The sequence below is a fragment of the Embleya sp. AB8 genome (assembly GCF_049739465.1).
GTDB lineage: Bacteria > Actinomycetota > Actinomycetes > Streptomycetales > Streptomycetaceae > Embleya.
Genome location: NZ_JBMHHY010000006.1, coordinates 266,658 through 291,124 on the forward strand (window position 1 = coordinate 266,658; position 24,467 = coordinate 291,124).

A 24,467-nucleotide genomic window follows, 5' to 3' on the forward strand; every position below is an offset into this window, starting at 1 on the left:
TCTCGGCCCTAGGCCCCGGCCCCGCTCGTCGTGCGACGTGGTGTCCGCTGACATCTCGGACAGAAATAACTGCTGCGATTCATGAACGAGATCCGCCGGATCGGGGTGGCGCACCGATTGCACGGCTCGCCCTCGCGGCCGTAGGCGTCCAACGCGCGCGAGAAGTAGCCGCTCTCCCCGTTCACGTTGACATAGAGGCTGTCGAACGAGGTGCCGCCCGCGGCCAACGCGTCGCTCATCACCTCGCGTGCCGAGGCGAGCACCAGCGTGGTCTGCGCGAGGGTGAGCCGACCGGTGGGCCGGGCGCCGTGCAGCCGGCTGCGCCACAGCGCCTCGTCGGCGTAGATGTTGCCGATCCCGCTGACCAGCGACTGGTCCAACAATGCGCGCTTGAGTTCGGTGTCGCGCCGGCGCAGCTTGGCGTGGAAGAGCGCGTCGTCGAACAGGGGGTCGAGCGGGTCGCGGGCGATGTGCGCCATCGACGGCGGCAGTTCGGCGCCGCCGCGCTCGACCGCGAGGCCGCCGAAGGTGCGTTGGTCGACGAAGCGCAGCTCGCGGCCGCCGTCCGTGAAGGCGAAGCGCACGTGCAGGTGTTTCTCCCGGGGCGCCTCGGCCGGTCGGACGAGCAGTTGGCCGCTCATGCCCAGGTGTGCGAGCAGCGCGTCCTCGGGGGTGTCCGCGCCGGGCGCCACCAGCGGCAGCCACAGATACTTCCCGCGCCGGCGGGCGTCGAACACCCGGGCGCCGGCGAGCGAGTCGGCGAAGTCGGCGAGACCGGCGAGATGGCGCCGTACCGCCCGTTCGTGGGTGACTTCGACGTGCGCGATGGTGCGACCCACCACCCACTTCTCCAGTCCGCGACGGACGACCTCGACCTCGGGCAGTTCGGGCACGTGGGCTCTCCCCCTGGCGACGAATGCGAAAATGCCTGCCGGTAGGTGAGGTCGTGCCGGGCGCCCGCGAAGGGGGCGGTGACCGGTTCGAACTTACCTATCGGCAGGCATTGGCTCGGAGACTACGCGGTGGCCGGCGGTGTGCCGGAACCGTCTCCGTACTTGGCGCGAATCGAGTGCCAAGCGCTTTCGGCGGCCTGTTGCTCCGCCTCCTTCTTGCTCCGCCCGACACCGGTGCCGTAGTCGACACCCGCGACCCGGGCCAGGGCGGTGAAGGTCTTCTCGTGATCGGGACCGGTCTCGGAGACCACGTACTCGGGGACTCCGATACCCGCCGCGGCGGTCTGCTCCTGGAGGCTGGTCTTCCAGTCCAGGCCCGCGCCGAGATTCGCCGACTGCTCGATCAGCGGATCGAACAACCGGTGGATCAGCTCGGTCGCCGCGTCCAGGCCCTGGTCCAGGTAGACCGCGCCGAGGATGGCCTCGAGCGTGTCCGCCAGGATCGAGGACTTGTCTCGCCCGCCCGTCCCCACTTCACCTCGGCCGAGCCGGATGAAGGCGCCCAGGTCCAGTCGCCGACTGACGCCCGCGAGGGCGCGCGAGTTGACGACGGCGGCCCGCAGTTTCGCGAGCTGACCCTCGGGCAGGTCGGGGTGCCTGCGGTAGAGCGTGTCGGTGACGACGAGACCGAGCACCGAGTCGCCCAGGAATTCCAGACGCTCGTTGGTCGGGAGCCCGCCGTGCTCGTACGCGTACGAGCGATGGGTGAGGGCACGTTCCAGAAGGGCGGCGTCGAGCGACCAGCCCAGCCGCCCTTCCAGATCCGCGTATTGCGCGAGTGATTCCGTCACCGGAACGACCACCGGCCTGATCAGACGTCGAGGACCTGGCGGCGGTTGTAGGTGCCGCAGCTCGGGCACGCGATGTGCGACAGCTTCGGCTCACGGCAGCGCTCGCAGGTCACCAGGTTGGGGGCAGTGGCCTTCCACTGGCTCCGGCGGTGCCGGGTGTTGCTGCGCGACATCTTCCGCTTCGGAACAGCCACGGCTACTTCTCCTGGTTCTCGTCGGCGCGGGGTGCGCCGTCAACGTCGGCTTCGGCGGAAGGTCCGTCGAAGATGCTGGTCAACTTCGCCCACCGGGGATCGGCGAGCTCGTGACTGTGGTCGGGGTCCTCCGCGAGCAGCGCTCCGCATTCGGAGCACAACCCCGGGCAGTCCTCCCGGCACAGCGGCGAGAGCGGCAGTGCGAGCACCGTCGCGTCCCGCAGCACCGGCTCCAGGTCGAACAAGTCGTCCGTGAGCCGGAAGGCGTCCTCGTCGGCGTCCGCGTCCGGGTAGACGTACAGCTCCTGGAAACGCACCGTGAGCTCGCGCTCGAGCGGTTCCAGGCACCGGACGCACTCACCGGTCAGCGGCACCTGTGCGACGCCGGTGACCAGCACACCCTCCATGACCGCTTCCAGCCGGACACCCAGCTGGATGGGGGCACCCGGGGGAGCGCCGATCACGTCTGCCACGCCCATGTCCACCGGGGCCGGCACAGTGCGCGACACCTTCAGCATGGATCCAGGCCGACGCCCCAGCTCGCGTGTATCGACGACGAGCGGTTTGCGGTGATCCAAGCGGTCCAGGGTGTCCCACCTCATGCAGTACCACCCCCCGGGTCGCGGGAGGCTCAATGGTCAGGGTGCCGACCCTCGGGGCACGCGGAAAACACGCCTCGGGCAGGGTCGGTCCGTAAGAGTATCGCAGCCCGCGCGCCAGGCCCCAAACGGGGCCATTCGAGCGGGACCTGTTCCGGCCGCTGTGCGCCGGCTACTGCCGGCCGCCGCCGTCCTGCTGGAACTGGCGGACGTCGATCAGGCTCGTGTCGAAGAAGCTGGTCTCGTCCAGGGACTGTGCGTACTGCGCCTGCGGGTCGTAGACGGGCTGCTGACCCGTGTTCGGCTGCTGCGGGTGCTGCTGCTGGGTCTGGTACGGCTGCTGCTGCCCGTGCTGATCGTATTGGCCCATGTCGTACTGGCCCTCGTAGCCGCCGGTGTAGCCGTTGTCCTGGCCGGTGCCCTGCTGCGCGTACGCGGGTTGACCGTAGCCGGGCGCCACGTAGGCGTCCTGGCCGTACGGACCGGCCTGCGCGGGCACCGCCGGCGGGGCGGCGGGCGGGGCCGCGGGGTATTCGGGGGCGGCCGGCGCGGCAAACGCCGCCTCGTGGCCGTCGAGCTGGGCCTGGAGGCTGCCGGGGCGGCCCTTGGCCTGCGCGTCGGCGAGCTCCTGTGCCTGCATGTACTCGCCGAGCTCGTCGGAGGGACGGCGACCGCGCATCTTGTCCCGGCCGCGGCCGATCGCGCCGAGCGTCTTGGTCAGCACGACCTCGAAGTTGGCCAGCTTCTGGTCGACGTAGTCGTCGGCCTCCTCGCGGATCCGCTGGGCCTCGCGGCGGGCCTCGTTCAGGATGCGGTCGGCCTCGCCGTACGCCTCGCGGGCCACCTCGGTGTCGGCGACCAGCGAACCGCGCTCCTCGCGCGCCTTGGCCAGCACCTGCTCGGCCTCGCGGCGCCCCTCCTCGATGACCGACTCGCGGTCGCCCAGCACCCGGCGGGCGTGGTCGAACTCCTCGGGCAGCAGGTTCTTGAGTTCCTCGAGCCGGGCCACCACGTCCGCACGATTGACCACGCACGACGCCGACATCGGCATCGAACGCGCGTTCTCGACCAGTGCGATCAGTTCATCGAGCTTGGGCTGCACGTCCACGGGCTTGCTCTCTCTCCTCAAACCGACGGTAGCCGTCGTGTTCGCCGGCATCGCGTGACGGACCGACTCGCCCCGGGCGGTCGGCCCGGCGGCGAGACACGTGCCGCGTCAGCCCTGCGCGAGCCGCTCGGTGAGCCGACGTAGCACCGTCGCCGGCACCAGGCCGGAGACGTCGCCCCCGTACGTCGCGACCTCTTTGATGAGACTCGACGACAGAAAGCTGTAGAGCGGGTTCGTCGCGACGAACAGGGTCTCCACTTCGGTAAGACCGTAGTTCATCTGCGCCATCTGCAACTCGTAGTCGAAGTCGGTGACCGCGCGCAGCCCCTTGATGATGGCCGGAATCCCGCGCTCACGGCAGAAGTTGACGAGCAGCCCCTCGAACGCCTCGACCTTGACGTTGCCGTACGTCTCGGTCACCTCCTGGAGGATCTCGATGCGCTCCTCGATGGTGAACAGTCCGGAGCGCTTGGCGCGGTTGAAACCGATCGCCACGTAGACCTCGTCGTAGAGGCTCGAGGCCCGGCCGATGATGTCCAGATGACCGTTGGTGACCGGGTCGAACGAACCGGGGCAGACGACTCGACGCAACGGAGGTTCCCCTCGAAATCGGGTGCCGGCGGGTCCGGACCCGCCGGCCCGCCCGCCTGGTCAGGCTTGCGCGGCGCGACCGTACCAGAGCGTTCCCTCGCCGTAGCGACGGGATCTGATCTCGGTGAAATCGGCGGGCCACCCGAATGGTCCACCACGCGTGGCACGTTCGACCGCGATCAGCGCCTCGGCGGCCAGCCAGCCGTGCGCGGCGAGCGCTTCGAGCAGCGCGGCCACGTCACCGTCGGTGACCACGTACGGGGGGTCGAGGAAGACCACGTCGTACGGCTCGTCCGGGCAGCGCACGGCGGCGGTCTTCTCCGCGCGGGCCACCCGCACCTCGGCGCCGGGCAGCGCGACCAGCTCGATGTTCTGCCGGACGACGTTCGCCGCGCGGGCGTCGGACTCGACCAGAAGCACCCTCGCGGCCCCCCGCGACAGCGCCTCCAGGCCCACCGCACCGGAACCGGCGAACAGATCCAGGACACGCGCGCCGTGCAGATTGCCGCGCAACGACTGAAGGGTGGAGAACAACCCCTCCCGGGCCCGATCCGAGGTCGGCCGAGTCCCCTCCCCCGGCGGCACCAGCAACCGCCGCCCACCGGCCGCCCCACCGATCACCCGCGTCATCCGGCCACTCGCACACGGTCGCCGAAGGCACGCGGCCCGGGCCCGACATAGAAGTCCTGCATGCCGCCAACGCTATCGCCGACGGATCCGTCGGGATCCGGCACCCACCGAGCCGTCGGGGTGTCGGGGGTGAGCGCGGTGCGGTCAGGGGCAGTCGGGGACTTCCTTTTCGTTGCGGGTTCGCACGCCGGGGAGCCAGCCTTCGGCGTCGGTGCCGGTGACGACCACTCGGTACCAGTGCCTGGAGGCGATACCCGTTTCGTCGGTGACCGATGGGCCGTCGGCGAGCAGGCAGACCAGGCGTACCCGGTCGCCGTGCCAGACCCGGTCGGCGAGGTCGGTCGAGCGCGAGGACAACTTCGCCTCCTTGAAGACGCCGAGGGAGCACTCGATCGTGCGCAGCCCCTGGCACGGGACCTCGGAGTTGTAGACCTCGGTCGCCACGCTCTGCGCCCGTGCGGCGGGCGGCTCGGGCCTCGGGTGCCCCGCAGGCGCCCTGCGCCCCGCCAGGAACGCGCCCAGGCCGACCACGGCGACCACCAGCAGCACCGCCAGTGCGATCGCGAACGCGCCGCGCCACACCGGACGCGGCGCCGCCGGCCGTACCACCCGGGCCGCCAGGCCCGGCGGCTCGACGCAGGCCGCGTCCGCGTCCCGCAGCCGGGTGCGCAACTCCCGTACCGCGTCGTCCGGATCGTCGAGGGCGGGGGGCGGCGGGTTCACCGGGTCACTCCTTCGTGCCGCTCCCGGCGGCGAAACCGGCCGGCCGGACCACTCAGCCCGGCTCGGAGCCGGGTCAGCGCGCGCTCTCGCGAGCGGGACACCGTGCCCCGGTGCACGCCCAGGATCTCGGCGGCCTGATCGATCGTGTAGCCGTCCAGGTCGACCAGCAGCACCGCCGCCGCCTGCTTGGCGGGCAACGAGCCGAGCATCCGCACCGCCTCCCATTCGGCCTCGCGCCGGGCGATCGGATCCCCGTCGGCCGACCGGGTCCGCTCCCCCGGTTCGGGCGGCTCGGACAGCAGCACCTGCCGGCTGCGCACCCGCCACATGTCGCGCGTGACGCTGACCAGCGCCCGGAAGGCGTACGCGTAGGGCTCCGGGTGGCCGAGCAGCCGGTCCGGTCTGCGGGCCAGTTTGAGGTAGGTCTCGTGCACCGCGTCCTCCGCGCTGCCGTCGCCGGCGAGCAGCACGGCCCGTCGGTAGAGCCGAGGGAGCAACCCGCAGAACAGCGCGTCGAACCCCTCGTCCCCCGTACCTGCGTTCATGGCCCAATTCGTAGCCAACCGACGAGCTGTTCCGCGTGCTCCGAACGGGTGATGGCAGGGGGCGCGTCGTAGCGGAACAAGGGCGGTCAGCCCTTGTCGAGGTACTCCACCCGCTCCGCGTCCAGGATGCTGGCCAGCGCGCTGCGCAAATCGTCGTGCTCGACCAGGTCCGGATCCCGCTCGATGATCGTGCTCGCCTCCTCGCGGGCGGCCACGATCAGTTCCTCGTCCCGGACCACCTCCAGCATCCGCAACGACGAGCGCGAACCGGACTGCGCGTCGCCGAGCACATCGCCCTCGCGGCGCTGTTCCAGGTCGATCCGGGACAGCTCGAAGCCGTCCAGGGTCGCCGCCACCGCGTCCAGCCGCTCGCGCGCCGAAGTGCCCCCCGGCATCTCGCTGACCAGCAGGGTCAGCCCGGGAGCACTGCCGCGGCCGACCCGCCCGCGCAGCTGATGCAACTGCGAGACGCCGAACCGGTCGGCGTCCATGATCACCATCGCGGTCGCGTTGGGCACGTTCACCCCGACCTCGATCACCGTGGTGGCGACCAGCACGTCCAGCTCGCCGGCGGTGAACCGGCGCATCACGTCGTCCTTGTCGTCCGGCGCCATCCGCCCGTGCAACACCGCGATCCGCAGCCCGGCCAGCGGTCCGGCGGTCAGCGCCGCCGCGACGTCGAGCACGGCCAACGGCGGCCGGCGCTCCTCGGCCGCACCGGCGGCATCCGCGCCGATGTCCTCGGGATCGTCCAGGTATGCCTCGGCCGGCAGATCCTCGTCCCGCCTGCTCTTCGCGGCCTTCTTCGCACCGGCCTTCTTCTTGGCCTTCGGGTCGTCCTCCTCGTCGCCGATCCGCGGGCACACCACATACGCCTGATGGCCGTTCTCCACCTCCTCGCGCACCCGCTGCCAGGCCCGATCCAGGAAGTGCGGCTTCTCCTTGGCCGGCACCACGTGCGTGGCGATCGGCGACCGCCCGGACGGCAACTGGGCCAGGATCGAGGTCTCCAGGTCGCCGAAGACCGTCATCGCCACCGTCCGCGGAATCGGCGTCGCGGTCATCACGAGCAGATGCGGCGGTCGCTTCCCCTTGCCGCGCAGCGCATCGCGCTGCTCCACCCCGAACCGGTGTTGCTCGTCCACCACGACCAGTCCGAGGTCGTGAAACTCGACCTTGTCCTCGATCAACGCGTGCGTCCCGATCGCGATCCCGGCCTCCCCGGTGACCAGATCGAGCAACGCGGCCCGCCGTGCGGGCACCCCCATCGACCCGGTCAACAACGTCACCTTGGTCCCGACCTCGGACCCCCCGAGCATCCCGGCCCCTTCGGCGAGCGGCCCGAGCATCTCCACGATCGACCGATAGTGCTGCTGCGCCAACACCTCGGTCGGCGCCAACAGCGCGGTCTGCCCCCCGGCATCCACCACGGCCAACATCCCCCGCAACGCGACCAACGTCTTGCCGGCCCCCACCTCCCCCTGGAGCAGGCGGTGCATCGGGTGTTCGGTGGCCAGGTCGGCTTCGATCTCGGCGCAGACCTGTTTCTGGCCGTCGGTGAGTTCGAAGGGGAGGCGGGCGTCGAAGGCGTCGAGGATGCCGTCGGGGCGGCGCGGGCGGGCCACCGCGGCTTGGGCTCGGGCGTCGCGGCGGCGCCGGGCCAGGGCGATCTGCAGGACGAATGCCTCGTCCCACTTGAGCCGGTCCCTGGCCGCGGTGACGTCGGCCCAGGAGGCCGGGCGGTGCACTTGGACGAGGGCCTCGGCCAGCCCCGGCATGCCGCGGCGCACGCGCATCTCGGCGGGCAGCGGGTCGCCGATCTCGCCGAGGGTGTCCAGCGCCATGCCGACACACTGGGCGATCTTCCAGGACGGCATGTTGGCCGCCGCCGGATAGACCGGGATCAGCGCGCCGGCGAACAGGTCCGCCACGCCGTCCTGTTCGTCCTCGCCGATCAGCTGGTAGTCCGGCCGGCTGAGCTGGATCACGTTGTTGAACCGGCCCACCTTGCCCGCGAACAGGCCGCGCCGGCCCGGTCGCAGCTCCTCCTCGCGCCAGGCCTGGTTGAAGAAGATCAGGGTGAGCTTGCCGCGCCCGTCGGTGACCTCGACCTCCAGGAGGTTGCCGCGCCGGTTGCGGAACTGGCGCTTGCCCACCTTGGCGATCTCCGCCATCACGGTGACGTGCTCGTCCGGCTCCAGGCGGGAGAGGTCGGTCAGGCGCCCGCGCTCCGCGTAGCGCCGGGGGTAGTGGCGCAGCAGATCGCCGACGGTGTCCAGCTTCAGGGACTTGGCCAGGACCGTCGCCGTGCGGTCGCCGACGAGTTTCTTGAGCGGTTCGTCAAGGCGCGACATGTCGCCCAACGCTACTGGGCGCCGGTGTCATCGGGCCCGCTCGACGCCCGCCGCACGCCTACTCGACGCCGATGAGCAGCGGATACACCTCCTGGCCGCCCTCGTAGATCATCACGTCCACGCCCAACCGGGTGGCCCGCAGGTGGCGCTCCAACGCGGCGGCCAGGCCCGGTGGGCAGGCGCTGCCGGTGACCAGGGTGACCAGTTCGCCGCCGCCCGCGAGCATCCGGTCCACCACCACCGTGCCGGTCTCGCGCTGGTCGTGGCCGATCACCGCGATGTCGCCCTCGATCACCCCGAGCACGTCGCCCGCCTGGCAGACGCCGGCCATCGTCCACGACTCGCGCACCGCCACGGTGAGCGCGCCGTAGCGGGTGGCGCCGGCCGCCGAGGTCATCCCGACGATGTCCTGGTCGAAGCGCCGCCCCGGCTCGTGTACGGCGAGCGCGGCCAGGCCCTGGACGGCCGCCTTGGTCGGGATCACCTGCACCCGGATGCCGTGCGCCTGCGCCTGCTGGGCGGCCACCCCGGCCACCGCCTGGCAGTCGGCGTCGTTGGGGAGCAGTACCACCTCGCGCGCCTCGGTCCGGCGGATCGCGTCCACCAGCACGCCGGTGGACGGCCGCCGACCCGGACCGGCCTGTACGACATGCGCGCCGTTCTCGGCGAACAGCGTGGCCAGGCCGTCCCCGTGGGCGACCGCGACGATCCCGCGCGTGGGCGTCGGCTCGGGCGTCGAGGTGCCCACCAGGACGCGCTCCAGGTGGGTGATCCGGATCCGGTGCGGCCGGCCCGCCGCGATGCCCGCCTCCACGGCCGCGCCCGCGTCGTCCACGTGCACGTGCACGTTCCACAACCCCTCGCCGCCGACCACCACGAGCGAGTCGCCGAGCGCGCCGAGCCGCTCGCGCAGCGCGGGCAGCGTGTGGTCGGGCGCGTCCAGCAGGTAGATCACCTCGAACCCGGGCCCGGCGGCCGGCTCGTCGGCCTCGATCGGCCCGGCGTACGGGACCGGGACCGGGGTGTGCACCTGGTGCGGGTGGATCCGGTAGGCCGAGCGCTCCCCGGTGACCACCGCGAGCAGCGCGTCGAGCAGCACCGTCAGCCCGCGCCCGCCCGCGTCCACCACACCGGCCCGGCGCAGCACGTCCAACTGCTCCGGCGTACGCGCCAGCGCACCGCGCGCCGCCGTCGCCGCGGCCCGCACCACCGGCCGGATCTCCTCGCCCGCGCCCGCCGCCGCGTCGGCCGCGGCCCGGGCCACGGTCAACATCGTGCCCTCGACCGGTCGGGCCACCGCGGCGTACGCGGCGTCCGCGGCGGTCCGCAGCGCATGGGCGAGGGCGAGCCCGGCGGGCACCTCGCGGCCGGTCCGGACGGCGGCGGCCTGTTCGGCCTCCAGCCGCTCGGCCATCCCGCGCAGGAGCTGGCTGAGGATCACCCCGGAATTGCCCCGCGCGCCCATCAGCGCACCGTGCGCCAGCGCCCGGAACGTGGTCGGCAGATCCGGCTCGGGCAGCCCCGGGCCGAACAGCGCGTCGACCTCGCCGGTGCCCGATTCCAGAGTCAGGAACAGGTTCGTACCGGTGTCGCCGTCGGGCACGGGATACACGTTGAGGGCGTCGATCTCCTCGCGCGCTCGTCCCATCAGTTCCAGGGCGACGCGTCCCCAGCGGCGTACCGCCGGACCGTCCAGCTCTCCCAGCAGGCCCTGCACGCCCACCTCCTGTACGAATCCGTTTGTGCGCGTCCCGTTCGCCGGCAGGCTATCGAGACGGGGAGCGGCAAAGCGGCCCACCCGGATGGGTTAGGCTTGCCGGGAAGCATGACGAGATCGGCTGATTGTGTATGCCCGGATAGGCCCGGGTTCGCGCATCGCCTGGTTCGTCGGTTACTCTTCTGCGGTTGTCCGGCATTCGGCCGGCACGTGTTCGTACGCAATTCCCATTCGTCTTTGGAGTGTTCCCGTGGCTGCCAACTGCGACGTCTGCGGCAAGGGGCCGGGCTTCGGCAACAGCATTTCGCACTCTCACCGCCGGACGCCCCGTCGCTGGAACCCCAACATCCAGACGGTGCGCGCGATGGTCGGTGCCACGCCGAAGCGCCTCAATGTCTGCACCTCTTGCATCAAGGCGGGCAAGGTTTCCCGCTAGTTGCTCGACTGCTCGACGCCGAAGGGCCGGTTCACCTCGGGGTGACCGGCCCTTCGGCGTGTCCGGAGAGCCGGCCCGGCCCCGGGTCGGCTTCCCGGGCCCGGGAAGGACTCAGAACCGGTCCCGCCACCGCCACGCGTGGTCGACCGGCCCGATCCCCTCACCGAGCGGGAACCCGGCCCGGATCGCGCCGGTGACGTATTCCTTGCCGGCGGCGACCGCGGCCGGCATCGAGTCGCCGAGCGCCAGCCGCGAGGCGATCGCGCTGGCCAGCGTGCACCCGGTGCCGTGGGTGTGTCGGTTGTCGTAGCGCGGGCTGGTGAACCAGTGCTCGTCGGTGCCGTCGAAGAGCAGGTCGGCCGCCTCACCCGCCAGATGCCCGCCCTTGACCAGCACCCAGCGCGGCCCGAAGGCCAGCACCGCCTCGGCCGCGTCGCGCATGTCGGCCCGCTCGCGCACCTTGTGGCCGGTCAGCAGCTCGACCTCGTAGAGGTTCGGCGTGACGATCGTGGCCACCGGCAGCAGTCGGGTGCGCAGCGTCTCGAGCGCGTCGTTGGCAAGCAGCGTGTCGCCGTGCTTGGAGGAGGCCACCGGGTCGACCACCACCGGCACCGCCACGTCGCCCAGCAGGTCGGCGACCACCGCGACCAGGTTCGGCGAGGCGAGCATCCCGGTCTTGATCGCCTGTACGCCGATGTCGTCCACGACACTGCGGAACTGGGCCCGGACCGCCTCCGCCGGCAGTTCCCAGTAGCCCTGTACGCCGAGCGAGTTCTGCGCGGTCACCGCCGCGAGCACGCTCATCCCGTGTACGCCGTTGGCCAGCATCGTCTTCAGGTCGGCCTGGATCCCGGCGCCGCCACCGGAGTCGGAGCCGGCCACCGTGAGCACGCGCGGAGGAGTCTGCACCATGCCGGGCAGCCTATCCGGGCACCTTTCGGGTCCCTCAGCCGCGCCCGAAGTGGTCCCAGCCGCCCGCGAGTCCCGGATCGCGGCCGTCGACGGTGACCCCGCTGCCCGCGTGTACGCGTCCGATCGCCCGCCAGCGGGCGGGCAGCGCGGTGCCCGCCGGGAACGTCGCGGCCAGCGCGTGGTCCTCGCCGCCGGTGAGCACCCAGTTGAGCGGATCGGCGCCAAGCGCGCGGGCCACGTCGCGCAGCTGCGCGGGTACGTCGAGCCGGCCGGACAGCACGTCGATCCGCACGTCGGAGGCGCGCGACACGTGTCCCAGGTCGGCCAGCAGGCCGTCGCTGACGTCGATCATCGAGGTCGCGCCCAGGATCGCCGCGCCGGGGCCCGCCTCGTAGGGCGGTTCGGGCCGACGGTGTGCCTCGACGAAGGCGCGCGGCGCGCGATGCCCGTGGCCCAGGATCGCCAGCCCGGCGGCGGACCAGCCCAGCCAGCCCGCGACCGCGAGCACATCGCCGGGGCGCGCCCCGGAACGGACCACCGGGGCCCGGCCCTGGAGATCGCCGAGCGCGGTCACCGCGACGGTGACGGTGTCGCTGCCGACCACGTCGCCCCCCGCGACGCCGGCGCCGACCACGGCGCATTCGTCGCGCAGGCCGTCGTAGAGCTCCAGCGCCCATCCGGTGGGCAGGTCCGGCGGGCCGCACAGGCCGATCAGCAGCGCGGTGGGCACCGCGCCCATCGCCGCGACGTCGGCCAGGTTCTGCGCGGCGGCCTTGCGACCCACGTCGTAGGCGGTGGACCAGTCGCGCCGAAAGTGCCGGCCCTCGACGAGCAGGTCCATGGTGGCCACCACACGTCCGTCGGCGGCGGCGACCACGGCGGCGTCGTCGCCCGGCCCCAGGGACACGTACGGCCCCGCCGGCACGCGCGCGACCAGCGCCCCGATCAGGCCGAACTCGCCGAGATCGCCCAGCGTCCCGCTCATCGCCGCACTCCTGCCATGACCATCAGCCCTGATCCGCCTCGTTCACCGTGTTCGCCGGGTATCCATCGGCCCCCGCTGTGGTCGCCGAGCCCCCGCCGGGCCGACAATGGTCGCAGCAGCGGGGATCATCTCAAGATCCCATCATCCTGCGCGCCGGGAGGCCGTGGTGGTACAGGCATACATCCTGATCCAGACCGAGGTCGGCCGTTCGGCTTCGGTGGCCCGAGCGATCGCCGAACTGCCGGGGGTGACCCGAGCCGACGACGTGACGGGCCCCTACGACGTGATCGTGCGCGCCGAGGCCGCCGACGTCGACCAGTTGGGTCGCATGGTGGTCGCCGAGGTGCAACGTATAGACGGCATCACCCGCACCCTCACCTGTCCGGTGGTCAACCTGGGCTGACCCCCGCGAGCCGGACGCCGCGCCCCTCGCGCCTAGGATCGAGGCCGTGCGCCTCTCTCGACTTCTCGCCTGCCTGCTTCCGGTCACCGCGCTCACGATCGCGGGGTGCGGCGACGGACCCGGCAGCGTCGAGGTCGCGGCACCGACGCCGGCCCCGGGCGCGGCGGCCGACGCGTGTCGCGCGCTGCACGACGTGTTGCCGGCGAAGGTGATGGACGCCGGGATGCGCCGGATGTCCCCGCAGTCCACGCTCACCGCCGCGTGGGGCGATCCGGCGATCGTGTTGCGCTGCGGCGTGGGGCTGCCGGCGTCGCTGCGCGTGGTGGATCCGAGCAAGGCCGGCTCCGAGCCGATCGACTCGGTCGAGGTGAACGGGGTCACCTGGACGTTCGCCAGGTTCGCCGACGGGGTGCGCTTCACCACGGTCTATCGCCGGGCCAACGTCGAGGTGACGGTGCCGAAGAAGTTCGCCGAGCCGGCCGCGCCGCTCGTCGACGTCGCGGACGCGGTCGCCCGGGCGGTGCCGACCACGCTGGACCTGTCGAACGCGTGAGGGGTGGCCGAGGCGTCGACCACCCCGCACGCGGGGTACGGCACTAGCGCAGCAGCTGGTTCGGCCGGCGCAGCGCGGCCTGGATCAACCGGTCGACCAGTTCCGCGTAGTCGACGCCGGTGGCCTGCCACATGCTCGGGAACATCGACACCGGGGTGAAGCCGGGCATCGTGTTCACCTCGTTGATCACGAACTGCCCGTTCTCCAGCAGGAAGAAGTCCACCCGGGCCAGCCCCTCGCAGGACAGCGCCTCGAACGCGGCCACCGCAAGCCGCTGCACCTCGGCGGTCTGCTCCGGGCTCAGCGCGGCGGGCACGTCGAGTTCGGTGCCGTTGTCGGGGAGGTACTTGGCCGCGAAGTCGTAGAACTCGTGGTCGCCGCCGACGCGCACCTCGGCGGGCAGGCTGGCGCGCGGTCCGTCCTCGAACTCCAGTACACCGCACTCGATCTCACGGCCCGTCAGCATGCCCTCGACGATCACCTTGGGATCGTGTCGACGCGCCTCCTCGAGCGCCGCGTCCAGGTCCTCGATCCGGTGCACCTTGGTGATGCCCATGCTCGAGCCCGCCCGGGCCGGCTTGACGAACACCGGGAAGCCGAGCGCGGACACCGCCGCGCGCACCGCGGCCGGATCACGCTCCCAGTCCCGGGGGCGGACCGTGGTGTACGGGCCCGAGGGCAGGCCGAAGCCAGCGAACACGGCCTTCATGTATTCCTTGTCCATGCTCGCCGCGCTGGCGAACACGCCGGAGCCGACGTAGGGGACCTGGGCCAGTTCCAGGAAACCCTGGAACGTGCCGTCCTCACCGTAGGGGCCGTGCAGGAGCGGGAAGACCACGTCGATCTCGCCGAGCAGCTTGGGCAGCACGCCGGGTTCGAGCATGGTGATCTCACGGGAGGTGGGGTCGGCCGCGAGCACGAGGGCCGCGGTGGACTCCGCGACGTCGGTGACCGTGGGCAACTCGTCGCCGCGGATCGCCAGGCGCGTCGGGTCGTCACCGACGAGCATCCAGCGCCCGTCGGTGCCGATGCCGATCGGCAGCACGTCGTACTTGGAGCGGTCGATCGCGGCCAGCACGCTGCCCGCAGTGACGCAGGAGATCGCGTGCTCGGAGCTGCGGCCGCCGAAGACGACCGCGACACGGGGGCGCGGAGTGAAGTGCGGGGTGGCGGAAACGTCGTTCATGGTCGGACGACCCTATCCCGGACTGTGTTCGAACGTCGGAATGCGGCCCCGGCGGGGTGGCGTCGCCGCGCGGGATCGGCCCGACCTGCGGCCGAGGCGGCCGCAAGCGCCGGCCGGGCCGACTTTGGGCCCCGCCGGCGCTCGGTGACAGGTCGACGAGCCGCTTGCCGATGGTGCGGTCGCCGGCACGCGAAGGCGGCTGTTCCCTGCTCGGGGTGGGCAGGCGCGGCGTCGACAGGCCATCCGGCCGCCTCCTGGCGCGTCAGCGCCCACGACTTGATCGTCGACCGGTGATCGACGAGCGCAGCGAGGAGAGCGGCCGGAGGCCGCCCGGCGGCGCAGCCGCCACCGCGCGAAGCGCGGCAACAAGAGTTAGCCGCGCGGAGCGCGGCTAACGTTCGGGCTTTGCCGAGCGGGAGAGCAGCGCCATGCCCACCGACGGGGGTTTGCCGCCGTGCATGATCGAGACGACCACGTCGGTGATCGGCATTTCCACGTGGTAGCGGCGGGCCAGGGTTTGTACCGATTCGCAGGATTTGAAGCCCTCGGCCACCTGGCGGCTGTCTCGGACGGCCTCTTCGATCGGCATGCCTCGGCCGATTTTTTCGCCGAAGCTACGGTTGCGGGACAGTGGCGAGGTGCACGTCGCCACCAGGTCGCCGAGGCCCGCGAGACCGGCGAAGGTGTGCGCGTCGGCGCCCATCGCGGCGCCCAGTCGGGCCGTCTCGGCCAGGCCGCGGGTGATCAGCGTGGCCTTGGTGTTGTCGCCCATGCCCATCCCGTCGGCCATCCCGACGGCGAGGGCGATCACGTTCTTGACCGCGCCGCCGAGTTCGCAGCCGACCACGTCGGTGTTGGTGTACGGCCGGAAGTACGGCGTATGGCAGGCCGCCTGGAGTCGCCGGGCGACCTCCTCGTCCGGGCACGCGACCACGCTCGCGGCGGGCTGGCGCAGGGCGATCTCCGGCGCCAGGTTCGGGCCGCTGACCACCGCGATCCGGCCCTCGGGAACACCGGTGACCTCGCGGATCACCTCGCTCATCCGACTCGCGGTGCCCAGTTCGACGCCCTTCATCAAGCTGACCAGGATCGCGTCGTCGGGCAGCAGCGGCGCCCACTCGGTGAGGTTGCCGCGCAGCGTCTGCGAGGGCACCGAGAAGATCACGAACTCCGCGCCCTCGGCCGCCTTCGCCGGATCGGTGGTGGCCTCGATCCCGGCCGGCATGGCGATCCCGGGCAGGTATTCGTGGTTCTCGTGCAGCGTGTTGATCGCGTCGACCTGCTCCGGCCGCCTCCCCCACATCACCACGTCGCAGCCCGCCTCGGCGAGCACGATCGAGAACGCGGTCCCCCAGGACCCCATGCCGAATACCGCGCAACGCGTCATGCGTGGCCGTCCTCGGTGCGCCGGGTCTCGGTGCGGTGGGTGTCGGAGGGGGTCGACTCCGGCTCGGGTTCGGGTTCGGCGGACTTGGTGAGGTCGAGCGCGCCGGTCGCCGGCGCACCCGCCTCGACCTGCTCGACCCGGGCCTTGCGGCCGGACCCGCGACGCACCCCGGCGTCCGGCGGCACCGGTTCGTCGCGCAGCTTCGCGAGCAGTTCGGTCACCGCCTCCATGATCTTGTCCGTCGCGCCGCGCAGGACGTCGGCGGTGAGCTCACGGCCGCGGAACTCGTCCAGGTCGACCGGCGGGCCGGCCAGCACGTGCATCGTCTTGCGCGGGAGCAGCCGAGGTCGCTTCGCGTACGGCGGCAACAACTCGTGCGCGCCCCACTGCGCGATCGGGATCACCGGAGCGCCCGTGGTCAGCGCGATCCGGGCCGCGCCGGTCTTGCCCTGCATCGGCCACAGCGTCTTGTCCCGGGTGATGGTGCCCTCCGGGTAGACCGCGACGCACTCGCCCTTCTCCACCGCCTCGACGGCCGCGCGGAACGCGAGCGCGGCGTCGGTGGAGTCCCGGTAGACCGGGATCTGCCCCGCGCCGGCCAGTACCCGACCGACGAACGGGATCTTGAACAGCCCCGATTTGGCCAGGAAGCGCGGCACCCGGCCGCTGTCGTACTGATAGTGCGCGTAGGTCAGCGGGTCGACGTAGGAGATGTGGTTCACCGCCGTGACGAACCCGCCGGAGGTCGGGATGTGCTCGGTGCCCCGCCAGTCGCGTTTGGTGAACAGCAACAGCAGGGGTTTGATCACCACGACCGCCAGGCGGTACCAGAAACCGATCCTTCGGCGGGCCACCGGCGTTCCTCCCGTTCATGTGTTTCAGGCGTTTCGGATGTTCCGGGTGTATGCGTGCCGACGTGTGCGGGCGCGGAAACACGCTGTGGTGTTTCGCCGCCGTGGCGCTCCTCACACAATCGACGTTCCCCGCGAGAAGCGCGGAACATCGATTCTGACGGAACATCGATTCTGTACACGCGGACCCCATAGTTTCCCCTGGGCCTTCCGCATTGTCGAGAAACGTCCTCGTCGACCGGTGAGGATATGGGCTTACGGTACGGATGCGAGGATCTTGCCGATGTTCCCCGCCACGGATCACCCCGGCCGGCGCCGCGCCGCCGACCCTCGTCCCGCCGCCCACGCCGATGCCGGTGCGCATGCGTGGCGGCTGGTGGTACCGGTCAAGCCGCTGTCGATCGCCAAGAGCCGACTGGCGGGCACCATCGGACCCGGTCATCGGCCCGAACTCGCCCTGGCCTTCGCCCTGGACACGGTTCGGGCGGCGCTGGCCTGCGCACGTGTGCACGGGGTGCTCGTGGTCACCGACGACGTCCGGGTCGGTACGGCGATCCGCGCGCTCGGCGCGGAGGTGGTGGCCGATGTCGGCGCCGGGCTCAACGCGGCGCTCGCGCACGGCGCCCGGGTGGCCGGTGCCGCGGCGCCGCGGACCGGGGTGGCCGCGCTGTCCGCGGACCTTCCGGCGTTGCGTACCGAGGAGTTGGATCGGGTGCTGGCCGCCGCGACCGGACCGCGACGCGCGTTCCTGGCCGATGCCGCCGGGGTGGGCACCACGTTGCTCGCGGCGGCTGCGGGGGTGCCGCTGGCGCCGGGCTTCGGCGGTCCGTCCCGGGCCCGGCACCTGGCCTCGGGCGCGGTCGAACTGGCGCCCCACGACGTGGAGTCGGTGCGTCGGGACGTGGACACCGGCGAGGATCTGCGGGCCGCGATCGTGCTCGGCGTCGGCGCGGCCACCGCCGCGGTGTTGCCGTCCGTGCCGTTTCTCCCGCGCGCGGCCGCCTCCTGACGCCGCGTCGGCTGCGCGGCGGTGCCGAAGCCGGGACGCGCGGCGGTGACAATGGGGTCATGCAGGGCACCGTGTACACCTTCGAGACCGACTCGCGAGAGGGCGTCGTGCTGCTCGACGACGGCTCTCCCGTGCCCTTCGACGCGGCGGCGTTCGACGCCGGCGGGTTGCGATTCCTGCGGCCCGGTCAGCGGGTTCGGCTGAATGTGGATGCCGGCGGCGAGCGGGTGGTCCTGGTGACGTTGTACACATTGCCGGATCCGCCGCGCTGAGTCGGTCGCACCGGCAGACGGCGCCGGGCCGGAACCCCCGTCTGGGAGTTCCGGCCCGGCGCCGTCGCGATGTTGCGGAAATCCGCCGCGTCAGGCCTTCTTGGCCGCACGCTTGGTGGCGGGCTTCTTGGCCGCGGGGGCCTTGGCGGCAGCGGCGGGCTTGGTCGCGGCCGGCTTGGCGGTCGCGGCCTTGGTCGCCTTGGCCTTGGTCGTGGCCGCCTTGGTCGTCGCCGCCTTCGCCGCGGCCGGCGTGCTCTTGACGGCCTTGGTGGTGGTCGTCTTGACCGTGCTGGTCGCGGCCTTGGCGGTGACCTTCTTGGCCGCGGCCGGCTTGCTCGCGGCCTTGGTCGCGGGCGCCTTGGTCGCCTTCTTGGCGGCGGGCTTGGCGACCGCCGTCGTCTTGGTGGTCGCGGCCGCGGCGGTCTTGCGCGTGGTCGCGGCCGGGGTCTTGACCGCGGCGGCGCGAGAGGTGGCCGGCTTCGCCGGTGCCTTCTTCGCCGCGGTGGCCTTGCGGGTGGTCGCCTTCGCGGCGGGCGCCGTGGCGTCCGTCGCGATCACGCGCGGAGTCGGGCTGCTCTTCGCCGCCGCGCTCTTGACGTTGGGCTTGGGGAGCTTCTTGGTCCCGCTGGTGTAGTCCTTGAAGCCCTGGCCCGCGCGGAAGCGCGGCACCGAGGTCTTCTTGACGCGCACCCGCTCACCGGTCTGCGGGTTGCGGGCGTATCGAGCCGGACGGTCCACCTTCTCGAACGAGCCGAAGCCCGTGATGGACACCCGGTCTCCTCCCGTGACCGCACGAACGATGGTGTCGAGGACGGCATCGACTGCCTCTGCGGCGGCCTTTCGGCCACCCAGTCGGTCAGCGACCGCCTCGACGAGCTGCGCCTTGTTCACGTCTTCCCCTTCGGAAACCGATGCCGGGACAGTTCAGCCGGCATTGGGCACGCTAAGCATCCAAAAGTGCCGAAGCAATTACCGAACGGGCGAATCACCCTTGTGTCGCAACGGATTCAGGCTTCGGCGGTGTCCCGCGAACTCGCGGGCCCCGCGTCCAACTCGTCCATGAGCTTGGTCAGTCGCCGGTCGGCGTCCGCCAAATCATGCTTTGCCGCGTCGGTGATGACCAACAAGCGGCGTATTAGCGCCACTTTCGCCTCGTTCGGTAGTCGGAGCCTACGCACCCGGGCGTGGGCGACCTTCAACCGGGTGGCCAGTTCGGCGAAGAGTTCCACTTCTTCGAACTCGTTCACGTGTCGGCCTTGGTGCTCCACACCGCAATTGTGACAGCTCATCCGGCTATGGGCACAACGGGGCGGCCATTGGGGCGAACGCCGAACACACAAGCGGCGGGACGCAACCGCGTCCCGCCGCTCGATTCTGGCGAATTTGCCTATGGGGTAAGGGAGTTCGTGATCAGCTCACCGGCTGGGTGCGAGGCAGCCAACTCGGCCGAGTCGCCTCGAACGAGGTGATGTCCTCCTCGTGACGCAGAGTCAGACCGATGTCGTCCAACCCTTCGAGCAGCCGCCAACGTGTGTAGTCGTCGATCTCGAAGTCCGCGACGATCCCCGCCGCGCGGACCTGACGATCCACCAGATCGACGGTGATCTCCGCGGTCGGGTCGGCCTCGGTCAGTGCCCACAGGCGTTCGACCGTCTCCTGCGGCAGCACCACGGTCAGCAGCCCGCCCTTTTGCGAGTTGCCGCGGAAGATGTCCGCGAAGCGCGCCGAGATGACGGTCCGGAACCCGTAGTTCTGCAGGGCCCACACCGCGTGCTCACGCGAGGACCCGGTGCCGAAGTCGGGACCGGCCACCAGGACCGTGGCGCCGGCCCGCTCCGGCCGGTTCAGCACGAACTCCGGGTTCTTGCGCCAGGCTTCGAACAAACCGTCCTCGAAACCGTCGCGGGTGACCTTCTTGAGCCAGTGCGCGGGGATGATCTGGTCGGTGTCCACGTTGCTCTCGCGCAGCGGGACGGCCGTTCCGGTGTGGGTGGTGAAGGCTTCCATCGCTCAGACTCCTGCGGTGCTCAGGTCGGCGGGTGCGGCCAGGTGGCCCAGCACCGCGGTCGCGGCGGCGACCTGCGGCGAGACCAGGTGGGTACGGCCGCCCTTGCCCTGCCGTCCCTCGAAGTTGCGGTTGGAGGTGGACGCGCTGCGCTCGCCGGGGGCGAGTTGGTCGGGGTTCATCCCCAGGCACATCGAGCAGCCCGCGTACCGCCATTCGGCGCCGAACTCGGTGAACACCTTGTCCAGGCCCTCGGACACGGCCTGCAGGGAGACCCGCACCGAACCGGGCACGACCAGCATCCGTACGCCGTCGGCGACCTTGCGACCCTTGATGATGCCGGCCACCTCGCGCAGGTCCTCGATCCGGCCGTTGGTGCACGAGCCGACGAAGACCGTGTCCACCGCGATGTCGCGCAGTTTCTGGCCCGCCGTCAGACCCATGTACGCGATGGCCTTCTCGGCCGCCGCGCGCTCGACCGGGTCGGCGATCGCGACCGGGTTCGGCACCGAGTCGCCCAGCGGCGCGCCCTGACCGGGGTTGGTCCCCCAGGTGACGAACGGGGAGAGCGCGGCGGCGTCGATGACGACCTCCTTGTCGAACACCGCGTCCGGCTCGGTGGCCAGGCTCTTCCAGTACTCGACGGCGGTGTCCCAGTCGGCGCCGCGCGGCGCGTGCGGCCGGCCGTTCAGGTACTCGAACGTGGTCTCGTCGGGGGCGATCATGCCCGCCCGGGCGCCGGCCTCGATGGACATGTTGCACACCGTCATCCGGCCCTCCATCGAGAGCCGGCGAATCGCCTCGCCGCGATACTCGATGACGTAGCCCTGCCCGCCGCCGGTACCGATCCTCGCGATCACCGCCAGGATCAGGTCCTTGGCGCCGACCCCCTCGGGCAGTGCGCCCTCGACGGTGACCGCCATCGTCTTGAACGGCGCCATCGGCAACGTCTGGGTGGCCAGCACGTGCTCGACCTGGCTGGTACCGATCCCGAACGCCAGTGCGCCGAAGGCGCCGTGGGTGGCGGTGTGGCTGTCGCCGCAGACCACCGTGGTGCCCGGCTGGGTCAGCCCCAGCTGCGGGCCGACCACGTGCACGATGCCCTGTTCCACGTCGCCGAGCGAGTGGATCCGCACGCCGAACTCGGCGGCGTTCTTGCGCAGCGTCTCGATCTGGGCGCGCGAGACCGGGTCGGCGATGGGTTTGTCGATGTCGAGCGTCGGCGTGTTGTGGTCCTCGGTCGCGATCGTCAGATCGGTCCGGCGCACCGGCCGACCGGCCTGGCGCAGCCCGTCGAACGCCTGCGGACTGGTCACCTCGTGCAGCAGGTGCAGGTCGATGTAGAGCAGGTCCGGCTCGCCCTCCGCGCGACGCACCACGTGTGCGTCCCAGACCTTCTCCGCGAGTGTCCGTCCCATCGCTGTCCCTCCGGCCGGCGTCATTGCCGGCGATGTGTCTCTGTCGAGCGGGTACGGCCGATCCGCATCCGCGATCGACGCCTCGACGCGTTTGCCCGCGTGCCCGAGCGGTCCCGGCGATGCCTCGGCCCTCGGGATCGGCGCGTTGCGCCACTGTGCCGGCACCGGCCTCGGCAGCGGACTTGCGTCTCGTAATCCGAGACGGCAATATCAAGGCATGGACAATTCTAGCGGAGTCGGCGTTCTCGACAAGGCCGCTGTCGTGCTGGCCGCGCTCGAAGCCGGCCCCGCCACGCTCGCCGGGCTCGTCGCCATAACCGGTCTTGCCCGGCCCACGGCGCATCGACTCGCGGTCGCCCTGGAACACCACCGGTTGGTCGCCCGCGACATGCAGGGGCGTTTCGTGCTCGGCCCGCGCCTGGCCGAGTTGGCCGCCGCCGCCGGCGAGGACCGCCTGCTCGCCGCCGCGCACCCGGTGCTCGCGCACATGCGCGACATCACCGGGGAGAGCGCGCAGTTGTACCGACGCCAGGGCGACATGCGGGTGTGCGTGGCCGCGGCCGAGCGGCTGTCCGGGCTGCGCGACACCGTCCCGGTGGGCAGCACGTTGCCGATGAAGGCCGGTTCGGCGGCGCAGTGCCTGCTCGCCTGGGAGGAGCCGGAGCGACTGCACCGCGGCCTGCAGGGGGCACGTTTCACCGCGACCACGCTCTCCGGTGTGCGGCGCCGCGGCTGGGCGCAGAGCATCGGCGAGCGCGAACCGGGCGTCGCGTCCGTCTCCGCCGCCGTGCGCGGCCCCAGCAATCGGGTGGTGGCCGCGGTGTCCGTCTCCGGCCCGATCGAGCGACTGACCCGCCACCCCGGCCGGTTGCACGCGCAGGCCGTGATGGAGGCCGCCGCGAAGTTGTCCGACGCGCTGCGCCGGGCCCAGGTGGAGGTCTGACGGTTCGTCCCCCGGGCGCCGCCGGCGGTCGGGGGCGCAGGCACGAACACACGTACGCAGACCCGGAGAACGCGAAAGACCTCCCGCGTTCGCGAGAGGTCTTCTGCTTCGAGGTAGCCCCGACGGGATTCGAACCCGCGCTACCGCCTTGAGAGGGCGGCGTGCTAGGCCACTACACAACGGGGCCTCGTATTGCCGGTGTTGCAGGTGTTGCGGATGGATCGGATCTGGTAGCCCCGACGGGATTCGAACCCGCGCTACCGCCTTGAGAGGGCGACGTGCTAGGCCACTACACAACGGGGCCAGATCAGCGATCATCAACTTCTTCCAGCGACATCGCCCGAGGACGATGCAGCTGGGGTACCAGGACTCGAACCTAGACTAACGGAACCAGAAACCGTCGGGCTGCCAATTACCCCATACCCCAATGCTCGGTCCTTCGCGTTTCCCGGAGGCTTTTGCGAGGACTTCGCTCCGCGCCGATCCCTTGCGGGGCGGCACGAGAAGAACTTTACCCGATGAGTCCCGCGTGACCAAAACGGGTTACCGGACCCTCGTTCGAACCGTCACAAGTGCGGACGACCCGCCCGTGCACAGCGCTCGTTCGCCTTCAGCCGCGCTTGATCACGGTGTTCGTGAGGGTGCCGATGCCACCCACGGTGACCGAGACGCGGTCGCCCACGTGGATCGGTCCGACGCCCGCCGGGGTGCCGGTGAGCAGCACGTCGCCGGGCAGCAGCGTCATCGCCTGGGTGACGTGCACGATCAGTTCGGTGACGGTACGGATCATCTGCCCGGTGCTGCCGGCCTGGCGCACCTCGCCGTTGACGGTGCACGCCACGGTCAGCCCCTCGCCCTCGGCCACCTGGGCCAGGTCGATGTCGGTCTCCACCCACGGGCCCAGCGGGCAGAAGGTGTCCATGCCCTTGGCCCGGCCCCACTGGCCCTCGCTGCGCTGCAGGTCGCGCGCGGTCACGTCGTTGGCGCAGGTGAAGCCGAAGATCACCTCGGCCACCCGCTCGGCCGGCACGTCACGGCACATCCGACCGATCACCACGGCCAGTTCGGCCTCGTGCTGGACGTCGTCGGAGATCTGCGGATAGGCGATGCCGTCGCCGTGCCCGATCACGGATGTGGACGGCTTGAGGAAGGTGATCGGCACGTCCGGCACCGCCGAGCCCATCTCGGCGGCGTGCGCGGCGTAGTTCTTCCCGATCGCGACCACCTTGCTCGGCAGTACGGGCGCGAGCAACCGGACCTCGGACAGCGGGTGTTGGGCCCCGGTGGGGCGCAACTCGCCGAAGGGGTGCCCGGCGAGGGCATGCACCACCAGCGATTCGGGTCGGTCGGTGTCGCCGGTCACCACCCCGAAGGAAACCGAGTCGTCGGTGGAGAACCTGGCGATGCGCACGATGGGGTCACCCTTGCCAAAGAGTCGTGAACGAGACGTCTCCAAGGCTACGCGGACGAATCCCGCCGGGGCGGGTGGTGCGGCCGGATCAGGCCGGGGTGTCCATCAGGTTGGTGCGCCTGGGGTTCGCGGTGCGTACCTCCGCGATGGTCGGCTGCTCGGCGACCGGCTCGGCGGTGCGCTGCCGGGGCACGACCGTGTCCACCTTCGTCCGCCGCGGGTTGGCCGTGCTGGGGCGGTGCGTGCTGATGTTGTCCACGGTTCCCGGTTCTCGTTCGTTCTCGTGCCGCAGGTGTGCGGGGTGCGGGCTTGTCCATACAAGATTACCCGTGGTTACGTCAGGGGTGGTCACGGGTCACCCGAAGGCAGCGATCACCGACCGCACATCACGGTTTACACCAGGTGTTCGAAGCGGGACGTCAATATGTGATTTTCACCTCCCCGGAACCTCGACAAACGTGTGGCATTTTGCCCGGGATCGCCCGTTAATA

The 24,467-nt window shown here is 71.2% G+C and carries 27 protein-coding genes, 3 tRNA genes and 1 pseudogene; 6 read left to right on the top strand and 25 right to left on the bottom strand.

The window, feature by feature from the left end; translation table 11 throughout:
* Positions 1-8 precede the first annotated feature (8 nt).
* The 11 genes and pseudogenes from mutM to ABIA38_RS11265 all read right to left on the bottom strand — a co-directional run bounded on the left by mutM (position 9) and on the right by ABIA38_RS11265 (position 10,211).
* The gene (gene mutM, locus ABIA38_RS11215) at positions 9-893 is read right to left on the bottom strand and encodes a bifunctional DNA-formamidopyrimidine glycosylase/DNA-(apurinic or apyrimidinic site) lyase (protein ID WP_424638377.1); all 885 of its coding nucleotides are present in this window, start codon (positions 891-893) and stop codon (positions 9-11) included.
* 122 nt (positions 894-1,015) lie between these two features.
* The gene (gene rnc, locus ABIA38_RS11220) at positions 1,016-1,756 is read right to left on the bottom strand and encodes a ribonuclease III (RefSeq protein ID WP_020553268.1); all 741 of its coding nucleotides are present in this window, start codon (positions 1,754-1,756) and stop codon (positions 1,016-1,018) included.
* Positions 1,757-1,764: 8 nt separating this feature from the next.
* Positions 1,765-1,938, bottom strand: a complete 174-nt coding sequence (gene rpmF, locus ABIA38_RS11225; protein ID WP_161355386.1) for a 50S ribosomal protein L32 — start codon at positions 1,936-1,938, stop codon at positions 1,765-1,767.
* 2 nt (positions 1,939-1,940) lie between these two features.
* A complete protein-coding gene (locus tag ABIA38_RS11230) occupies positions 1,941-2,540 on the bottom strand; it encodes a YceD family protein (RefSeq protein ID WP_424638378.1) in 600 nt (199 codons plus the stop codon).
* Positions 2,541-2,709: 169 nt separating this feature from the next.
* Positions 2,710-3,645: a cell division initiation protein gene (locus ABIA38_RS11235; RefSeq protein WP_424638379.1), complete on the bottom strand. Its 936-nt coding sequence runs from the start codon at positions 3,643-3,645 to the stop codon at positions 2,710-2,712.
* 108 nt (positions 3,646-3,753) lie between these two features.
* On the bottom strand, positions 3,754-4,236 hold the full coding sequence (gene coaD / locus ABIA38_RS11240) for a pantetheine-phosphate adenylyltransferase (RefSeq protein WP_424638380.1): 483 nt from the start codon (positions 4,234-4,236) through the stop codon (positions 3,754-3,756).
* A 60-nt stretch (positions 4,237-4,296) separates the two neighbouring features.
* A pseudogene (gene rsmD / locus ABIA38_RS11245) lies at positions 4,297-4,869 on the bottom strand (16S rRNA (guanine(966)-N(2))-methyltransferase RsmD); the annotation flags it as partial.
* Between the two features lie 141 nt (positions 4,870-5,010).
* The gene (locus ABIA38_RS11250) at positions 5,011-5,589 is read right to left on the bottom strand and encodes a hypothetical protein (protein WP_424638381.1); all 579 of its coding nucleotides are present in this window, start codon (positions 5,587-5,589) and stop codon (positions 5,011-5,013) included.
* The gene (locus ABIA38_RS11255) at positions 5,586-6,134 is read right to left on the bottom strand and encodes an RNA polymerase sigma factor (protein WP_424638382.1); all 549 of its coding nucleotides are present in this window, start codon (positions 6,132-6,134) and stop codon (positions 5,586-5,588) included. Before ABIA38_RS11255 ends, ABIA38_RS11250 begins: the two co-directional genes overlap by 4 nt.
* 86 nt (positions 6,135-6,220) lie before the next feature.
* On the bottom strand, positions 6,221-8,488 hold the full coding sequence (gene recG, locus ABIA38_RS11260) for an ATP-dependent DNA helicase RecG (RefSeq protein ID WP_424638383.1): 2,268 nt from the start codon (positions 8,486-8,488) through the stop codon (positions 6,221-6,223).
* 58 nt (positions 8,489-8,546) lie between these two features.
* The gene (locus tag ABIA38_RS11265) at positions 8,547-10,211 is read right to left on the bottom strand and encodes a DAK2 domain-containing protein (protein ID WP_424638384.1); all 1,665 of its coding nucleotides are present in this window, start codon (positions 10,209-10,211) and stop codon (positions 8,547-8,549) included.
* A gap of 244 nt (positions 10,212-10,455) precedes the next feature.
* Here ABIA38_RS11265 and rpmB point away from each other — a divergent pair, with 244 nt between their 5' ends.
* Complete coding sequence (rpmB, locus tag ABIA38_RS11270; protein WP_079026714.1) at positions 10,456-10,641, top strand: 50S ribosomal protein L28; 186 nt, start codon at positions 10,456-10,458, stop codon at positions 10,639-10,641.
* A 111-nt stretch (positions 10,642-10,752) separates the two neighbouring features.
* Here rpmB and thiD read toward each other — a convergent pair whose 3' ends face one another.
* Both thiD and ABIA38_RS11280 read right to left on the bottom strand, forming a co-directional pair.
* A complete protein-coding gene (gene thiD / locus ABIA38_RS11275) occupies positions 10,753-11,553 on the bottom strand; it encodes a bifunctional hydroxymethylpyrimidine kinase/phosphomethylpyrimidine kinase (RefSeq protein ID WP_424638385.1) in 801 nt (266 codons plus the stop codon).
* Positions 11,554-11,587: 34 nt separating this feature from the next.
* On the bottom strand, positions 11,588-12,538 hold the full coding sequence (locus tag ABIA38_RS11280; RefSeq protein ID WP_424638386.1) for a thiamine-phosphate kinase: 951 nt from the start codon (positions 12,536-12,538) through the stop codon (positions 11,588-11,590).
* Between the two features lie 166 nt (positions 12,539-12,704).
* Between ABIA38_RS11280 and ABIA38_RS11285 the strand changes: the two genes are divergently transcribed.
* Both ABIA38_RS11285 and ABIA38_RS11290 read left to right on the top strand, forming a co-directional pair.
* Positions 12,705-12,941 (top strand): Lrp/AsnC family transcriptional regulator, encoded by a 237-nt coding sequence (locus tag ABIA38_RS11285; RefSeq protein ID WP_391581363.1) that lies wholly within the window; start codon positions 12,705-12,707, stop codon positions 12,939-12,941.
* Between the two features lie 46 nt (positions 12,942-12,987).
* Entirely contained in the window at positions 12,988-13,494 is a 507-nt protein-coding gene (locus ABIA38_RS11290) for a DUF3515 family protein (RefSeq protein ID WP_424638387.1), read from the top strand.
* A 43-nt stretch (positions 13,495-13,537) separates the two neighbouring features.
* Here ABIA38_RS11290 and ABIA38_RS11295 read toward each other — a convergent pair whose 3' ends face one another.
* From ABIA38_RS11295 to ABIA38_RS11305, 3 genes are all read right to left on the bottom strand, one after another.
* Positions 13,538-14,680 carry a D-alanine--D-alanine ligase family protein gene (locus tag ABIA38_RS11295; RefSeq protein ID WP_424638388.1) on the bottom strand — a complete coding sequence of 381 codons (1,143 nt, stop codon included), beginning with the start codon at positions 14,678-14,680 and terminating at the stop codon, positions 13,538-13,540.
* Positions 14,681-15,071: 391 nt separating this feature from the next.
* Positions 15,072-16,067: an NAD(P)H-dependent glycerol-3-phosphate dehydrogenase gene (locus ABIA38_RS11300; RefSeq protein WP_424638389.1), complete on the bottom strand. Its 996-nt coding sequence runs from the start codon at positions 16,065-16,067 to the stop codon at positions 15,072-15,074.
* Positions 16,064-16,921: a lysophospholipid acyltransferase family protein gene (locus ABIA38_RS11305; RefSeq protein WP_424638390.1), complete on the bottom strand. Its 858-nt coding sequence runs from the start codon at positions 16,919-16,921 to the stop codon at positions 16,064-16,066. The genes ABIA38_RS11300 and ABIA38_RS11305 overlap by 4 nt, the downstream gene beginning before the upstream one ends.
* A 280-nt stretch (positions 16,922-17,201) precedes the next feature.
* On the opposite strand from ABIA38_RS11305, the gene cofC reads away from it, so the two are divergent.
* Together cofC and ABIA38_RS11315 are read left to right on the top strand one after the other, a co-directional pair.
* Positions 17,202-17,927 (top strand): 2-phospho-L-lactate guanylyltransferase, encoded by a 726-nt coding sequence (cofC, locus tag ABIA38_RS11310; protein WP_424638391.1) that lies wholly within the window; start codon positions 17,202-17,204, stop codon positions 17,925-17,927.
* 59 nt (positions 17,928-17,986) lie between these two features.
* The gene (locus ABIA38_RS11315) at positions 17,987-18,199 is read left to right on the top strand and encodes a hypothetical protein (RefSeq protein ID WP_424638392.1); all 213 of its coding nucleotides are present in this window, start codon (positions 17,987-17,989) and stop codon (positions 18,197-18,199) included.
* Between the two features lie 90 nt (positions 18,200-18,289).
* Here ABIA38_RS11315 and ABIA38_RS11320 read toward each other — a convergent pair whose 3' ends face one another.
* From ABIA38_RS11320 to leuC, 4 genes are all read right to left on the bottom strand, one after another.
* Positions 18,290-19,090, bottom strand: a complete 801-nt coding sequence (locus ABIA38_RS11320; RefSeq protein WP_424638393.1) for an HU family DNA-binding protein — start codon at positions 19,088-19,090, stop codon at positions 18,290-18,292.
* A 116-nt stretch (positions 19,091-19,206) separates the two neighbouring features.
* The gene (locus ABIA38_RS11325; RefSeq protein ID WP_371863149.1) at positions 19,207-19,467 is read right to left on the bottom strand and encodes a hypothetical protein; all 261 of its coding nucleotides are present in this window, start codon (positions 19,465-19,467) and stop codon (positions 19,207-19,209) included.
* A 142-nt stretch (positions 19,468-19,609) separates the two neighbouring features.
* Entirely contained in the window at positions 19,610-20,206 is a 597-nt protein-coding gene (leuD, locus tag ABIA38_RS11330) for a 3-isopropylmalate dehydratase small subunit (protein ID WP_424638394.1), read from the bottom strand.
* A gap of 3 nt (positions 20,207-20,209) precedes the next feature.
* Entirely contained in the window at positions 20,210-21,622 is a 1,413-nt protein-coding gene (leuC, locus tag ABIA38_RS11335; RefSeq protein WP_424638395.1) for a 3-isopropylmalate dehydratase large subunit, read from the bottom strand.
* A gap of 217 nt (positions 21,623-21,839) precedes the next feature.
* Here leuC and ABIA38_RS11340 point away from each other — a divergent pair, with 217 nt between their 5' ends.
* Positions 21,840-22,565, top strand: coding sequence for an IclR family transcriptional regulator (locus ABIA38_RS11340; protein WP_026218813.1), 726 nt, complete (start codon positions 21,840-21,842; stop codon positions 22,563-22,565).
* 114 nt (positions 22,566-22,679) lie between these two features.
* On the opposite strand, the gene ABIA38_RS11345 is transcribed toward ABIA38_RS11340, so the two are convergent.
* The 5 genes from ABIA38_RS11345 to ABIA38_RS11365 form a co-directional block, all read right to left on the bottom strand.
* Positions 22,680-22,752 (bottom strand) — tRNA-Glu (locus ABIA38_RS11345).
* 41 nt (positions 22,753-22,793) lie between these two features.
* A tRNA-Glu gene (locus ABIA38_RS11350) sits at positions 22,794-22,869 on the bottom strand.
* 51 nt (positions 22,870-22,920) lie between these two features.
* A tRNA-Gln gene (locus tag ABIA38_RS11355) sits at positions 22,921-22,992 on the bottom strand.
* A 183-nt stretch (positions 22,993-23,175) separates the two neighbouring features.
* Positions 23,176-23,976 (bottom strand): fumarylacetoacetate hydrolase family protein, encoded by an 801-nt coding sequence (locus ABIA38_RS11360; protein ID WP_424638396.1) that lies wholly within the window; start codon positions 23,974-23,976, stop codon positions 23,176-23,178.
* An 88-nt stretch (positions 23,977-24,064) separates the two neighbouring features.
* Positions 24,065-24,235, bottom strand: coding sequence for a hypothetical protein (locus ABIA38_RS11365; RefSeq protein WP_424638397.1), 171 nt, complete (start codon positions 24,233-24,235; stop codon positions 24,065-24,067).
* Positions 24,236-24,467 lie beyond the last annotated feature (232 nt).

What these genes read in the sequence shown, in the direction of transcription:
- ABIA38_RS11230 (WP_424638378.1), bottom strand. Translation starts at nt 2,540, where the DNA reads ATGAGGTGGGACACCCTGGACCGCTTGGATCACCGCAAACCGCTCGTC.
- recG (WP_424638383.1), bottom strand. Translation starts at nt 8,488, where the DNA reads ATGTCGCGCCTTGACGAACCGCTCAAGAAACTCGTCGGCGACCGCACG.
- ABIA38_RS11255 (WP_424638382.1), bottom strand. Translation starts at nt 6,134, where the DNA reads ATGAACGCAGGTACGGGGGACGAGGGGTTCGACGCGCTGTTCTGCGGG.
- ABIA38_RS11315 (WP_424638392.1), top strand. Translation starts at nt 17,987, where the DNA reads ATGCAGGGCACCGTGTACACCTTCGAGACCGACTCGCGAGAGGGCGTC.
- leuD (WP_424638394.1), bottom strand. Translation starts at nt 20,206, where the DNA reads ATGGAAGCCTTCACCACCCACACCGGAACGGCCGTCCCGCTGCGCGAG.
- ABIA38_RS11340 (WP_026218813.1), top strand. Translation starts at nt 21,840, where the DNA reads ATGGACAATTCTAGCGGAGTCGGCGTTCTCGACAAGGCCGCTGTCGTG.
- ABIA38_RS11295 (WP_424638388.1), bottom strand. Translation starts at nt 14,680, where the DNA reads ATGAACGACGTTTCCGCCACCCCGCACTTCACTCCGCGCCCCCGTGTC.
- ABIA38_RS11280 (WP_424638386.1), bottom strand. Translation starts at nt 12,538, where the DNA reads ATGAGCGGGACGCTGGGCGATCTCGGCGAGTTCGGCCTGATCGGGGCG.
- cofC (WP_424638391.1), top strand. Translation starts at nt 17,202, where the DNA reads ATGTTCCCCGCCACGGATCACCCCGGCCGGCGCCGCGCCGCCGACCCT.
- ABIA38_RS11300 (WP_424638389.1), bottom strand. Translation starts at nt 16,067, where the DNA reads ATGACGCGTTGCGCGGTATTCGGCATGGGGTCCTGGGGGACCGCGTTC.
- thiD (WP_424638385.1), bottom strand. Translation starts at nt 11,553, where the DNA reads ATGGTGCAGACTCCTCCGCGCGTGCTCACGGTGGCCGGCTCCGACTCC.
- leuC (WP_424638395.1), bottom strand. Translation starts at nt 21,622, where the DNA reads ATGGGACGGACACTCGCGGAGAAGGTCTGGGACGCACACGTGGTGCGT.